Annotated in this window: 15 protein-coding genes; all 15 read left to right on the top strand. The window is 43.9% G+C overall.

Annotated features, from left to right (window positions below):
- Window position 1 precedes the first annotated feature (1 nt).
- The 15 genes from ANME2D_RS15975 (at window position 2) to ANME2D_RS15905 (ending at window position 12,510) form a co-directional block, all read left to right on the top strand.
- Window positions 2–640, top strand: a complete 639-nt coding sequence (locus ANME2D_RS15975) for a hypothetical protein (RefSeq protein ID WP_048093973.1) — start codon at window positions 2–4, stop codon at window positions 638–640.
- Window positions 630–962 (top strand): cupin domain-containing protein, encoded by a 333-nt coding sequence (locus ANME2D_RS15970; protein WP_157834182.1) that lies wholly within the window; start codon window positions 630–632, stop codon window positions 960–962. The genes ANME2D_RS15975 and ANME2D_RS15970 overlap by 11 nt, the downstream gene beginning before the upstream one ends.
- Window positions 963–1,054: 92 nt before the next feature.
- Window positions 1,055–2,311 (top strand): hypothetical protein, encoded by a 1,257-nt coding sequence (locus ANME2D_RS15965; protein WP_048093971.1) that lies wholly within the window; start codon window positions 1,055–1,057, stop codon window positions 2,309–2,311.
- A gap of 89 nt (window positions 2,312–2,400) precedes the next feature.
- Complete coding sequence (locus ANME2D_RS15960) at window positions 2,401–2,838, top strand: hypothetical protein (RefSeq protein ID WP_048093970.1); 438 nt, start codon at window positions 2,401–2,403, stop codon at window positions 2,836–2,838.
- 346 nt (window positions 2,839–3,184) lie between these two features.
- The gene (locus tag ANME2D_RS15955) at window positions 3,185–3,730 is read left to right on the top strand and encodes a nitroreductase family protein (RefSeq protein ID WP_048093969.1); all 546 of its coding nucleotides are present in this window, start codon (window positions 3,185–3,187) and stop codon (window positions 3,728–3,730) included.
- Entirely contained in the window at window positions 3,723–3,965 is a 243-nt protein-coding gene (locus ANME2D_RS15950) for a sulfurtransferase TusA family protein (RefSeq protein ID WP_048093968.1), read from the top strand. The genes ANME2D_RS15955 and ANME2D_RS15950 overlap by 8 nt, the downstream gene beginning before the upstream one ends.
- Window positions 3,966–4,366: 401 nt before the next feature.
- Window positions 4,367–4,888, top strand: a complete 522-nt coding sequence (locus ANME2D_RS15945) for a hypothetical protein (protein WP_052369002.1) — start codon at window positions 4,367–4,369, stop codon at window positions 4,886–4,888.
- 89 nt (window positions 4,889–4,977) lie between these two features.
- Window positions 4,978–6,690, top strand: a complete 1,713-nt coding sequence (locus ANME2D_RS15940; RefSeq protein ID WP_048093967.1) for an aldehyde ferredoxin oxidoreductase family protein — start codon at window positions 4,978–4,980, stop codon at window positions 6,688–6,690.
- 129 nt (window positions 6,691–6,819) lie between these two features.
- A complete protein-coding gene (locus ANME2D_RS15935) occupies window positions 6,820–8,139 on the top strand; it encodes a signal recognition particle protein Srp54 (protein WP_048093966.1) in 1,320 nt (439 codons plus the stop codon).
- A gap of 127 nt (window positions 8,140–8,266) precedes the next feature.
- Complete coding sequence (ftsZ, locus tag ANME2D_RS15930) at window positions 8,267–9,460, top strand: cell division protein FtsZ (RefSeq protein WP_081810347.1); 1,194 nt, start codon at window positions 8,267–8,269, stop codon at window positions 9,458–9,460.
- Between the two features lie 160 nt (window positions 9,461–9,620).
- Entirely contained in the window at window positions 9,621–10,301 is a 681-nt protein-coding gene (locus ANME2D_RS15925) for a hypothetical protein (RefSeq protein ID WP_048093965.1), read from the top strand.
- Between the two features lie 131 nt (window positions 10,302–10,432).
- Window positions 10,433–11,137 (top strand): ZIP family metal transporter, encoded by a 705-nt coding sequence (locus tag ANME2D_RS15920; protein WP_052369001.1) that lies wholly within the window; start codon window positions 10,433–10,435, stop codon window positions 11,135–11,137.
- Window positions 11,138–11,196: 59 nt separating this feature from the next.
- Window positions 11,197–11,916, top strand: a complete 720-nt coding sequence (locus ANME2D_RS15915; protein ID WP_241763392.1) for a dihydromethanopterin reductase (acceptor) — start codon at window positions 11,197–11,199, stop codon at window positions 11,914–11,916.
- A 29-nt stretch (window positions 11,917–11,945) separates the two neighbouring features.
- Entirely contained in the window at window positions 11,946–12,182 is a 237-nt protein-coding gene (locus tag ANME2D_RS15910; RefSeq protein WP_048093963.1) for an LSM domain-containing protein, read from the top strand.
- A complete protein-coding gene (locus tag ANME2D_RS15905) occupies window positions 12,172–12,510 on the top strand; it encodes a helix-turn-helix transcriptional regulator (RefSeq protein WP_048093962.1) in 339 nt (112 codons plus the stop codon). Before ANME2D_RS15910 ends, ANME2D_RS15905 begins: the two co-directional genes overlap by 11 nt.
- The last annotated feature ends 174 nt before the right edge of the window (window positions 12,511–12,684 follow it).

Raw genomic sequence — 12,684 nt, 5'->3', positions numbered from 1 at the left:
TATGACCATGACATCCCGTTTCCGCAAGTTCGTACTCACCGCGCATATCACTTTTTCAGTTGGCTGGCTCGGTGCTGTCGCTGGATTTTTAGCTCTTGCCATAGCCGGTCTGACCAGTCAGGACGCTCAGATGATTCGTGCCGCCTATCTCGCGATGGAGTTGATCGGCTGGTTCGTAATCGTTCCATTCAGTATTGGTGCTCTGCTAACCGGTCTTGTCCAGTCACTGGGCACCGAGTGGGGCTTGTTTCGGCACTACTGGGTACTGGTAAAATTCCTGTTGACCATAGGTGCCACCATCGTCTTGCTGCTACACATGCAGCCAATTAGCTACATAGCGGGGGTAGCGTCAGAGACGTCACTCTCTAATACCGAACTCCGAGGGTTGCAGATCCAACTCGTTGCCGATGCCGGTGCCGCCTTGCTGGTCTTGCTCGCAGCCACAACGATATCGGTGTATAAGCCGTGGGGCAGAATCCGGTACGGGCCGCGTAAGGAGTACGAGCAGCATGAAGGGGTGCCAGATCGCGGATCGAAAACCAAGAAATCCTGGGGGCTATACACATTGCTTGGGCTTATCATCCTGGTTCTGTTGGTTGTCATTCTTCACCTCATTGGCGGTGGTCCAGGTGGCCGTTGAGCATAGCAACCGAACCAGGCATCTCATGTACGTGAAACAAATAGAAAACGGTCTTGACCTTACAGGCATAGCAAAGAGCGTTGCAGCAATCTATGATACCTCACTTGAACCCGGCCAGAGCATTCAGCCCCATTATCACCCTGAATCTGAGGAAATATACTATATCCTCTCTGGATACGGCATCATGACCATCGGGGACGAAAAACAGGAAATCTCACGCGGGGATGTGGTGTATATACCTGCATCTGCACCCCATACGTTGTTGAATACGGGAAGCGTGCCATTGAGGTTTATGACCGTATCGGCTAAAGGAGATAGATAAGAGCACGAAAGGGATAAGAAAAATTAATCAGCTTTCTACGCAATCAGAAATAGGCAAAATTGCCCTCTATATATAATAAATAAGGTGTTAAGATGATTAATAACGAAAGAGTACAATTTATTATACAGGCTTACAAAGACGATTCAGAGAGTGTATACAACACATGGTTTGTTAATAATGAGGCAAGATTAAAAGCCTTTGGAGCAATTCGCAGAGGCGTTGAACAGGTTATAAAGGATATCAAGGAAGGTACTTTTCCTGCTGATTTTAAAGGTTCTTCCCTTGAAATAGTCCTGACTGCCATAACTGAGCAAAAACAAGTTTTTGAAGGTGCTGCCCATCCGTTTTACTGGAAACCAAAGCTCAGAATTCCAGATATTTATGAGAACAATACAAATAAATCTCTTTTCGGCCAATTCCTGGAATCGTGCATAAAAGCCAATAAAGAGGAACAGATTATTAAAGAGGTTGTTAAACTATCACATTACAATATTAAAGGACTGGGACCAGCAGTGGCAAATATTCTGTATTTTATCCATCCAACAATTATTCCACCGTTTAACACGGCTATGGTAAACGGATTCAATTTATTATTTAAAGAGAAGAAAAAGCTGGGCTCCTGGAATGATTATTTAGAGATGCGGGATACGATTCTGCAAGTAAACGACCAATATAAGAATTTACTATCAAAGGACCTTGGGGCAATTTCGGGATTGCTTTTTGATATCGGCGTAGGGAAAATTGTAGTGGATGGAAATGCTCAGATGGTAATAGAGAAAAAGAGAAAAGAACTCCTGAAGAAAAGGCATCAACAGGTACAAGCTGAGATTGAAGAAGAGAACACGCACACAAAAATCCAGTATCTGCTGATGAAAATTGGAAAATCTCTTGGCTACGATGTCATTGTGGCTTCCAATGACAGGGCAAAATCGTATAACAATGAAAATTTTTCGTTTATATCTCTGCCAGAATTTCCAGATATCAAAATTGATGAAGATGTTAAGAGAACCGTTGCCCTTATTGATGTAATCTGGTTTGAAAAAGGCACTACTAAAATTGTAAGTGCCTATGAGGTCGAAAAAAGCACATCGATCTATTCCGGTATCCTGCGCCTGGCCGATCTTGCGCTCACACTTCCAAATTCAGAAAAGATATTGCTCTATCTGGTTGCCCCAGAACAAAGAGAGAAGGAAATAATCGCGCAATTGAAAAGACCGTCCCTTGCAGCCAAAGAAGCTATCAAAATATCATACATTTTATTCTCCGAACTTTGCGAGCATTGCGAATCTATTTGCAAGTTCGGGGATGATCATACAATCATGGAAAAAGTCGCAAAATGTATAAAATAAATCATTTCCTTCACTACTGAATTTTTTTAAAAAGCTAATGCAAAGACTTAAGTGCTCTTAAGCAATCCTCCTTCCAAGGAGGTATGTATATGAAAAAATCGATAACGGTATTAATAATTTTGATGCTTGTACCTGCTGCAAGTGCAAACATCTTCACCGATGTATTTAATAAATTAGTTCCATATTCGCAACCGCTTGGGGTCAATAATACACAATCTGTAATGGAGGATGACTTTGACAGCCTTATGGCTCAAATTTACCAATTGAACACTCCCGCTAACATTCAAATTCTGAGCAAGAAGATGCAACACTACGGAATTAATGCAATAAAAATTGGAGTAACAGATTATAACAAAAACTTCTATGTGGTCAAAGATTACGGAATTCTCGAAGATTACCCCACCAGCAATATTGAAATCACTGTAAGCAAGGCACAAATTGACCAGGTAAAACACTACATTGCAGACGGAAAAATCACTCCATATGAGCAGTTCAGGATGTGGATGATTTACAAAGACTTACTATAGATAATATAGCTACAATTGACGAGCTAAAGCAGAGCGGTTTCAAGATCACCGAGACCATCTGCCAATTCAGATGATATAAAATATAGACTCATATATCACCGCAAAGGGCGCAAAGAACGCAAAGCTTAGACTCGGATGTGGTTCAGCTAATATAAACAACGAACTGGTACAAACTCAAAACGAACTCGGGCTGATGAGTTCGTTTAAGTTCGTTTTGAGTTCGTTGTTAATCGTCTTTTTCATTGTTATCTATGAACCCACAGTTAATGTATGTTGAATTAGCGGATGGGTTCAAGATCACCACAAAGCTTAAATTACTGTAAGCGCAAGCTTACTTAGGGAATATATGGATGTTTTTGAAGCAATCAGGAATAGATGCAGTGTACGGCAGTTCAAACCAGATATCATTCCAGATGAAGCCCTTCGGAAGATACTGGATGCTGCGAGGTGGGCTCCAAGTCCGTTTAATACCCAGCCCTGGGAATTCATAATCATCAAGGATAAAGAGACCCTGAAAGCCATCTCAAGGTATGCCAGATATTCTGGTTATCTTGCTGATGCTCCGATGGCAATTGCCGTGGTTGTGCCGCCGCTGGATATAAAGTTCTCGTGGACTGAACACCTGGGAGAACCCAGGTTTGCTGCTGCCAAGGCGGTGCAGAATATGATGCTTGCAGCATGGGAACTTGGAATAGGGACATGCACGGTAAGTATAGAGAGGGAAAAGGTCGCTGAGATACTTAATGTTCCCATGACCCATTTTGTGCTGACAGTCATTCCAATAGGATACCCCAAGGTCATGCCTTCAAAACATGAAGAGAGCTTCAGGAAAAAGCTTGATGATATGCTGTTCTATGAAAAATACGGGGTGAGGAGCAGACAGAATGAATGAAGAGGAGATTAAACCTGATAAGGTTCTTGATTGCATAGGTCTTTACTGCCCCATACCGATCTTTAATACCACACAGGAGATGGAGAAAATTGAGCCCGGACAGGTACTTGAGATGATTACCGATGATCCGGCTGCTGTACAGGATATCCCGCGCTGGGCTAAGAGGGCAGGACATCAGTTCTTAAAGTGGTTTAAAGAGGATGAACATTTCCATTTTCTGATACGGAAAGGGTAATCCTGCATTTTTGGGCTATTGCATTTATATTGTTACTTTATTTTGGCTAAAAACTGTAAATAACTGTGGTTAACCTAAATAAGCCTACCCCTATATTTCTACTGGAGAATTGATCCTGATAATTATATGGGTTCTAAGGGACATTTTAACATCAGATAAAGCTTAATCAATTTATAGGGAGGATATAGCCTATATTTTAAAAATATAAGTAATCATTGAGTATTTTTCAGTTATAACCTAGATTAACCTTTATTTCAATTGAAAACTTTATATAGTATTAATTCCATTTAGTCAACACGTCGTTCACAATTATTTCACTCAGAAGGAGGCATCGGAGGGGATTCCTGATGCGCCGCTGTTCGTCCCTGTTGACGGACAGCGCTCTAATTTTTTGAGGTATTATGAAGATACGGCTTGAGATCGATGGAAAGAATGCGGGCAGTTTGAGTTACAAAGGACCGGATTCAGCCGAACTGGCAGTAACGTATCTAAATTCGATAGAAGCAGATGAAGTCCAGATATACCTGGTGAGAGATGACGGAACAAAGGCATTTGCAGAGTTCTCTGGAGAATTCTGGAGCATGTCTGCAACCAAGTTCATACTATCTGCATCAAAGAATAAACAGGCCCCTGAGTTATCCACTTCCTCCGATGAATTCCATCAGGAATCGCTCACATTGAAAGAGCGGTTAGAGATGTTTTTAAGATTTGAATACCCCAGGGTCTGGTTCACCTCCCTTGATGTAAAGAGGCAATACGAGAGAGTCTACGGAAAAATTAATCTTAGCACTGTATCCACATATCTGGCAAGGATGTATAGGGATAATATACTTGAGAGAAAAGGGAACCATAACCAAAGAGAATATCGATTTAAAGATGAGACTAATCCACTCATGAACATGGAGTATGCTTCTGAAAAATGAAGCCGTAACATGGATCAGGCAGAGACAGAGATGCCAGGAATAATTAACCCATCCATACCTTTAATACAAAAAATCATATCTTAAAGCCTATGCACGGCTGGACCGGAAGAATTGTAATAATTGATTTAACTGATAGCAGAATAACCCAAACAAAGAGCGATACTGCTATTCTCCATTCCTTCATCGGGGGAAGAGGGCTTGGAGTAAAACTGTACTGCGATGCCATCCATCCAGGTATTTATCCTCTTGCACCTGAGAATATCCTTATATTCGCAACAGGGCCTCTGACAGGTACTGCCTCCCCGATGTCAGGCAGGCATGTAATGGTATCTAAATCCCCTCTTACCGGTACAATCTTTGATTCAAGCAGCGGGGGATTTTTTGGAAAAGAATTAAAATTCGCAGGGATCGATGCGCTTATAATAAAAGGTAAAGCCAAGCAGCCTGTCTATATCTCTATCATAAATGATGATATCGATATACTGCCTGCAGGAAAATTATGGGGAGAGAACGTCAGGTCATGTACCCATAAACTTTCACCCCAGGGGCACGTGGCATGTATAGGTCGTGCAGGTGAGCGGCTTGTTACTATTGCAAATGTCATGAACGACTACTTCCATGCCTGCGGCCGCGGGGGACTTGGTGCGGTCATGGGCTCAAAGAACCTTAAAGCGGTCGTTGTAAAAGGGGATCAGAGACCCGCGATAGCAGATGAAGAAGGGTTTGAGAAAGCGCGCCAGGATGCGCTCCGCCTTATAAAAGCAGGCCCGGTCGCATCAAAAGGACTGAGCACATACGGAACGTCTGCACTTGTGAACCTGATGAACTATATGAAGATACTGCCCACGAGGAACTTCCAGAACTCCGAGTTTGGCGGTGCTGATAGAGTCTCAGGTGAGTTCATCAAAGAGCATTATGATATTAAAGGCCATGCCTGCTACAACTGTATCATCGCATGCAAACACATCATAAAAAGCGGGGCGCTTGAAGGCCATGAGATACCTGAGTATGAGACCCTGTGGGCCTACGGCCCGGACAGCAACAATGCAGATATGGATGATATTATCAGGGCCAACCGACTATGCAATGACTATGGAATAGATACCATCTCATCAGGCTCAACGATAGCGGCCTATGCTGAGATAATGAATGAGGATATCACGGAGTTATCAGAGCTCGTTAAAAAAATAGGTGAGAATGAAGGGCTCGGGAAGGAACTCGGAAAGGGCTCAAAGGCTCTTTCAGGCTCGTACGGGAAAGATGTTGCAATGCATGCCAAAGGGCTTGAACTGCCAGGCTATGACCCGCGCGGTGTTCTGGGAATGGCTCTTGCCTATGCCACATCAAACCGGGGAGGGTGCCATCTTCGTGCCTACATGGTCGCGCCTGAGATCCTGGGAAAACCCAAGAAGATCGACCGCCTGACCTTCTCAGGTAAGGCAGGGCTTGTGCAGATATTCCAGAACGAGATGGCATCTCTTGATTCGCTGGTGCTGTGCAAGTTCGCATCGTTTGCGGTCTCTGAAGAGGAATTCGCAAACCTGTTAAGCTCTGCAACAGGGATCGATTATTCCACCGAGGAGTTCTTAAGATGCGGTGAGAGGATCTGGAACCTTGAGAGACTGTTCAATATCAGGGCAGGATTCACGCGAAAAGATGATACTCTTCCAGAGAGGTTCTTCGGGAGCGGGGGGATCAACAGGGTGGAGTTTGAGAGAACCCTGGATGAGTACTATCATTTCAGGGGATGGGATGAGAACGGGATACCAACAGAGGAAAAGCTGAGAGAGTTGAATTTATAACTATAGCCAGCGTAATAGGTATCACAACCCCTGTAGCTGCTATTGTATGTTTTATCATTCAAAAAGCAGTATAAAGTTAAGCATAAGCTTTATTAAGGGTACATGTAATAATCAAAAAATTAACTGGCTATGGTACTTGATAAACTAGGCGGTTCGCTTCAGGATGCACTTAAGAAACTCGTTGGTGCAAGTAGAATCGATGAAAATGTAGTGAACGAAGTAGTGAAGGATATCCAGCGTGCTCTCCTGCAGGCTGATGTGAATGTCAAGCTTGTAATGACATTATCCCAGAGGATAAAGCAGCGCTCACTCAAGGAACCCCCACCGAGCGGGATGAGCCCCAGGGAGCATGTGATACGCATTGTCTACCAGGAACTGGTGAATATCCTGGGTAAGAGTGCGAATGTCAGGCTTGCCCCCCAGACCATAATGATGGTAGGGCTGCAGGGAAGTGGTAAGACAACAACGACTGCAAAGTTAGCGCGCTATTTCCAGAGGAAAGGATTAAAAGCAGCGGTTATCTGCGCAGATACGTTCAGGCCCGGGGCATTTGACCAGCTAAAAACGCTATGCGATCGGCTGGGAATCTTCTTCTATGGTGAGAAGGATGTAGAGGATGCTGTGGCAATTACACAGCGGGGACTGCTGGCCATTGAAAAATATGATGTCAAGATAATCGATACGGCTGGAAGACATGCCCTTGAGAAGGATCTTATCAAGGAGATGGAGGATATCCACAGCACTGCTCAGCCGGATCATAAGCTCCTGGTCCTGGATGCGGCTATGGGTCAGCTCGCAAGCGAGCAGGCAAAGGCCTTTGATAAATCCATAGGGATAACAGGTGTGGTCATAACAAAACTTGACGGTACTGCCAAAGGCGGGGGCGCGTTATCAGCAGTCTCTGAGACTGATTCCGCAGTTGCTTTCATCGGTATTGGCGAGACCACGGATGACCTTGAAAAGTTCGAAGCAGACAGGTTCATCTCCCGCTTACTGGGCATGGGGGATATCAAGTCCCTTATTGAGAAAGCAGAAGATACCCTGAAGAGTGAAGACATTGATATGGAGTCAATGCTCAGCGGGCGATTCACACTGAAAGATATGTATAAACAGCTTGAAGCCGTGAACAAAATGGGGCCTCTCAAGCAGATAATGCAGATGCTGCCCATGGGTAAACTCGGAATGAAAATCTCTGATGATATGTACAGCGTGACCCAGGATAAACTTGGCACCTATAAGTACATTATGGACTCCATGACAGATAAAGAACTGGAAGACCCAAGACATATAAACAGCTCGAGAATCACACGGATCGCGCGTGGATCAGGAACAAACTATGAGGATGTACGAGAGCTTCTTAAATACCACAAGATGATGCAAAAGGCCATTAAAGGTATGAAGGGAGGCAAATTCAACATCCAAAAAATGATGAAAAAATTCGGAGCATGAGCCTGCAGCAGTAGCTTCGAATATTCTTATTCTATAATCAGTCCTGCTTGAAAAATTCTGTGCAGTTGAAAAACTTATATACTAAAACAGCTATTTAAATACTGTATTTTCGAAGGAGGCTTTAAAAATGGTTACAGACATTAAAGAGTTCGCAAAAACCGCAAAACCATCTGTTGCTGTTGTCGGGCTTGGTGGTGCTGGTTGTAATATCACGACATGGATCGCAGAGAAAGGAATGGCCGGTGGCAGGATAATTGCCGCAAACACCGATGCGAATCACCTGCATATACAGAAGGCTGATAAACTGGTTCTTCTCGGGGAAAGATTATGCAAAGGGCATGGATGCGGAGGTTTCCCTGAGAAAGGTGCGCAGGCAACCAGAGACAACTTGAGCGATCTGAGGACTGAACTTGAAGGAACAAACCTTGTATTTCTTGTCGCAGGACTGGGTGGAGGAACAGGGACCGGCGCCATGCCGGTAGCTGCTGAACTCACGCGAGAGCTGGGTATCCTTACCGTCGGATGCGTGACCATCCCGTTTACAATCGAGATGTCAAGAAGAGAGAAGGCAAGGGAATCTATACAGCTGCTTGCTCAGTCATGTGACTCTGTAGTAATAATCGATAACTCAAAATTAAGGGAAGTAGCAGGAAACCTTCCATTAAAAGAAGCTCTTAATGTTGCTAACGCACTTGTAGGAGCATTTGTAAAGAACCTGACTGATACGATCACTCAGCCAAGCCTTGTTAACCTTGACTACGCTGATCTGCGTGCAGTCATGGAACGCGGCGGAGTATCATCAATCGGGATAGGTGAAAGCGTTGGTGAGAATAGGGTCGAGAAAGCGGTTGCACAGGCTATCAGCACTCCACTGCTCGATGTAAGGGATGTATCCGCAAGCTACGGTGTGCTGGTTCACATAATCGGCGGAGAGGACCTGACACTTGAGGAAGTGGCGGTAGCAGGCGAACTGATAATGGATAAGGTACCGAATACCAAGAGGATAATCTGGGGCGCAAAGGTTGATCACTCTCTGACAGGCGCTGTCCGTGTAATGGCAGTATTGACAGGTGTTGAGAGTCCATTTATATCAGGAGAGATAGAAGTAAAGGAGAAAGCGGTTGCTATAGAGGCTGTTGAAGAGGTAAAACCCGAGCCAGTCAGACAGGATGTAGAACCTCCTCAACCAGAGCCCGCTGTAAAAGTCAAAGAGCCAGAGCAAGATATAAAGAAAGAGGAAGAGAAGACAGGTAATTCATACATATGGATCGGTCTGATCCTCCTGGTAATATTCATTCTGCTCTGGTATTTCATGCAATAGGCAAGGGCAATAGCCAGGGCATACTTTTTTAACATTATGTCCCTTGCATCTTTTCTCCATATCTTTTTAACAATCATGCTGATGTTTCTCTGAGGAGGAGAAGGATTTATTACGGGTTAGTAAGGTAGTATTCATAAGAGCAATAGAGAAAGAGAAAGTAATGGGAGAAGAAAAATTTATTATATATATCAAAGAGCGCCTTGAAGCAGGACGGATGCCTGAGGCTATAGAGATCTCTGAGGCCACCGGAGTACCGCTTTCAAAAGAGGAGCTCAAAGGTTATATTCATAAATATCTTGAGAATGGATGGATATCCAGGGCCGTAGCAGGCTCTAAAGCTGCAGGGATAGAACTTCCAAAAGAAGTTCTTACTGGCTATGTTAATAAATATCTTGATGAAGGCCAGATCTACTCTGCTATTGAGGGCTCTAAGATTACCGGGACACCGCTTCTAAAAGATAAACTCATCATGATTGGAAGGGAGTGCCTTCTGCAAGGAAAGCTCTATCCTGGCATGGAAGCCTATGGTCTTGCTGATGAAACTCCACCGGAGGAGGAACTCATTACCTGCGGTGATAAGTGTTTTAGTGATGGGCAGCTCTATCCTGGCCTGGAGGCATACAAAAAAGCTAACAGAACTCCACCGGAGGAGGGTCTCATTACCTGCGGTGATAAATGCTTCGATGAGGGATTTCCCTCTCCCGGGTTAGAAGCATACAAAATAGCTAATAAGATCCCGCCAAAGGAGATACTCCGTGAATGCGGTGAGACGTGTCTTCATCAGGGACGCCACGACGATGCAAGAAAAGCTTTCGTGGCAGCACAGAGAACAGAAGAATAAGCGATACTCTTGCATTATTTTTTTTAAGCTCGTTCCAGCCCTGTGTTTTTAGTCTTATATGTCTTGAGGATAACTATAAGCTTCTTTAAAAACAATTATGTTTAAATAAAAACAAAAATGTTACGGGGGCTATGATTTATCTGGTGTATGCTCTAATAGCCAGTACATTTTCAATCATCGGAGGACTGCTGCCTATTTACACAGGCTTAAGGCAGGTCAGTACAAATTATTTAATCGGGTTTGCAGCCGGTGTATTGATCTCTACGGCTATCTTTGAGATGCTGCCTGAAGCGGTACTGGAGGCAAATGCTAAAATAGTGAATCCACTTGCACTGGGTTTTTTCTCATTGTATCTGCTTGAGAAAAGCATAATGGTCCATGCCTGCAAAGAGACAGAATGTGATATCCATATATCGGGCTGGATAGGTGCTGTAGGTCTTGGCCTTGAGAGCATACTCGATGGAATTGCTATCGCGGTGGGGTATTTTACAGAGCCTGTCCTTGGCCTGATTATTGCATTCGCCGTGGCTGTTCATGAACTGCCTGTCGGTTTCTCAACAAGTATTATAATGAGGCGTGCAGCTTTTAACACAAGGGATACCCTTAAGATATTAATAGCTACCTCACTCCTGACGGTTGTAGGCGCATTGATGGCAGGTTTTTTCCCCCGGGAATATTTTGGCCATATCCTCGCCTTTACAGCAGGCACTTTCATCTATATCGGTGCAAGCGACCTTCTACCCCATGCCCATGAGCGGGTTGATTGGAGGGTGGTGGTAAGTGTTATCTCTGGTGCGATAGTTGTGCCTCTTTTTGAGGTTGTACTGGGGATTTAAAGACATGGCTAAAATTTATATGGTATGATGGGTACTATAACCGAAAGCTTTTGATATATATGAGAATCGCATGGGGCATCACAGGCGCAGGACATTTCCTGCGCGAAAGTTTTGAAGTTTTTAAGAGGATCAAAGAGACAACAGCAGATCTAAAAGTGACAGCCTTTGTATCCCGGGCAGGTGAAGAGGTTATCAAGATGTATGGACTGGCAGATGAACTCTTAAATATCTCACCCGGTGGATACCTTGAAGAGATCTTCTTTGAGCGCAATCAGGGAGCAAGTGTTCCAAAATCCGGCAGGTTCCTGCTGCAAAAGTACGATGCCCTGATAATTACTCCTGCCACATCCAACTCAACCGCAAAGATCGCTTATGGGATAGCGGATACCATTGTAACAAACGCAGTAGCCCAGGCAGTGAAAGGAAGTGTTCCCGTGTTTATTGTTCCTGTAGATATCGCAGGAGAGATCGAGTCCAGGATGCCGTATTCTATAGATCGGGAGATCTGTATGAACTGCGAGATATGTCCTCCCAGAGAGAATTGCCCGGGATACGCGATTGTAGACCAGATTGATCTTCTAAAATGCAATGGATGCGGAGAGTGCGTGAAACTATGCAGTTTTGGTGCAATAAGAGGTGGATTGACCAGGCTTAAGGTCCGTGATATAGATTCAAAGAACGTCAGGATGATAAGAGAACTTGAAGGGATAACTGTACTTGACAATCCACCGGGTATTCTCGATGAGATTGCAAGACTCATGCAAAAATTGAAGTACTAAAGGAAATAAAATAGGACGGAGGTCATATTTTGTTTCCAAATAAAAAAGTTCAAACATTAATTGGTACACGCATACAGGTTGAGATGAAAGGTGATAAAAATACCCTTGAGGGCAAGCTTGAGAGTGTTGATGACAATTTGAATCTGCATCTTGTAGATACCTTTGAGATTGCAGACGGAGTAAAGTCGCGTTCTCTGGGCTCAGTAGTGTTAAGAGGAAATAATATAATCCTGCTATGTCCTGTAGGGGAAAAGAATGGAAGATGAAGAAAGGATCCTGGAGTTGATAATGTCCAGAGAACATGGAATTTTACAAAATGAGCTCTGGAGAGAGGCTAAGATAGATCGCCGTAAATGCTCCCGTATTGTTGACAGGCTAGAAAAAGACGGAGAGATTAACAGGGAGCAAGAATTAAATAAGGGCCTGCGAACCTACCGAATTAAGTATATCGAGAGAAAAGAAACAGTTAAGGACTTTAAGTTATTAATGGTCGATGATATGTTCGCCCCATGTACAGGCTGCAATCTTGAGTGCACACCAGCGCAGTGTGTACCCCTCTCTGAATGGATATTCGGTCTTCTTAATGAAGAGTAGGATAAGCGGGTTAGAAGTGGAGGGTTAGGGAGTGGGTGGTATCCGTCAAAAATAGACCCGCATATCCTGTTCGATAGATAACGAACGTGGTATTAAAATACTTTTCGGTATCTTCAGTACTTCCGAATAGCCCTACTTCCGAATGAATGAAATATCAACACATCTATTTTGAAG

Origin of the sequence: Candidatus Methanoperedens nitratireducens (assembly GCF_000685155.1) — an archaeon.
Classification (GTDB): domain Archaea; phylum Halobacteriota; class Methanosarcinia; order Methanosarcinales; family Methanoperedenaceae; genus Methanoperedens; species Methanoperedens nitratireducens.
This window is presented reverse-complemented; position numbering and strand designations above follow the sequence as displayed.

Bases quoted from the DNA above. Each gene is read 5' to 3' on its own strand.
- ANME2D_RS15975 (WP_048093973.1), top strand. From the start codon at position 2: ATGACCATGACATCCCGTTTCCGCAAGTTCGTACTCACCGCGCATATC.
- ANME2D_RS15965 (WP_048093971.1), top strand. From the start codon at position 1,055: ATGATTAATAACGAAAGAGTACAATTTATTATACAGGCTTACAAAGAC.
- ANME2D_RS15960 (WP_048093970.1), top strand. From the start codon at position 2,401: ATGAAAAAATCGATAACGGTATTAATAATTTTGATGCTTGTACCTGCT.
- ANME2D_RS15955 (WP_048093969.1), top strand. From the start codon at position 3,185: ATGGATGTTTTTGAAGCAATCAGGAATAGATGCAGTGTACGGCAGTTC.
- ANME2D_RS15950 (WP_048093968.1), top strand. From the start codon at position 3,723: ATGAATGAAGAGGAGATTAAACCTGATAAGGTTCTTGATTGCATAGGT.
- ANME2D_RS15945 (WP_052369002.1), top strand. From the start codon at position 4,367: ATGAAGATACGGCTTGAGATCGATGGAAAGAATGCGGGCAGTTTGAGT.
- ANME2D_RS15940 (WP_048093967.1), top strand. From the start codon at position 4,978: ATGCACGGCTGGACCGGAAGAATTGTAATAATTGATTTAACTGATAGC.
- ANME2D_RS15935 (WP_048093966.1), top strand. From the start codon at position 6,820: ATGGTACTTGATAAACTAGGCGGTTCGCTTCAGGATGCACTTAAGAAA.
- ftsZ (WP_081810347.1), top strand. From the start codon at position 8,267: ATGGTTACAGACATTAAAGAGTTCGCAAAAACCGCAAAACCATCTGTT.
- ANME2D_RS15925 (WP_048093965.1), top strand. From the start codon at position 9,621: ATGGGAGAAGAAAAATTTATTATATATATCAAAGAGCGCCTTGAAGCA.
- ANME2D_RS15920 (WP_052369001.1), top strand. From the start codon at position 10,433: ATGATTTATCTGGTGTATGCTCTAATAGCCAGTACATTTTCAATCATC.
- ANME2D_RS15915 (WP_241763392.1), top strand. From the start codon at position 11,197: ATGAGAATCGCATGGGGCATCACAGGCGCAGGACATTTCCTGCGCGAA.
- ANME2D_RS15905 (WP_048093962.1), top strand. From the start codon at position 12,172: ATGGAAGATGAAGAAAGGATCCTGGAGTTGATAATGTCCAGAGAACAT.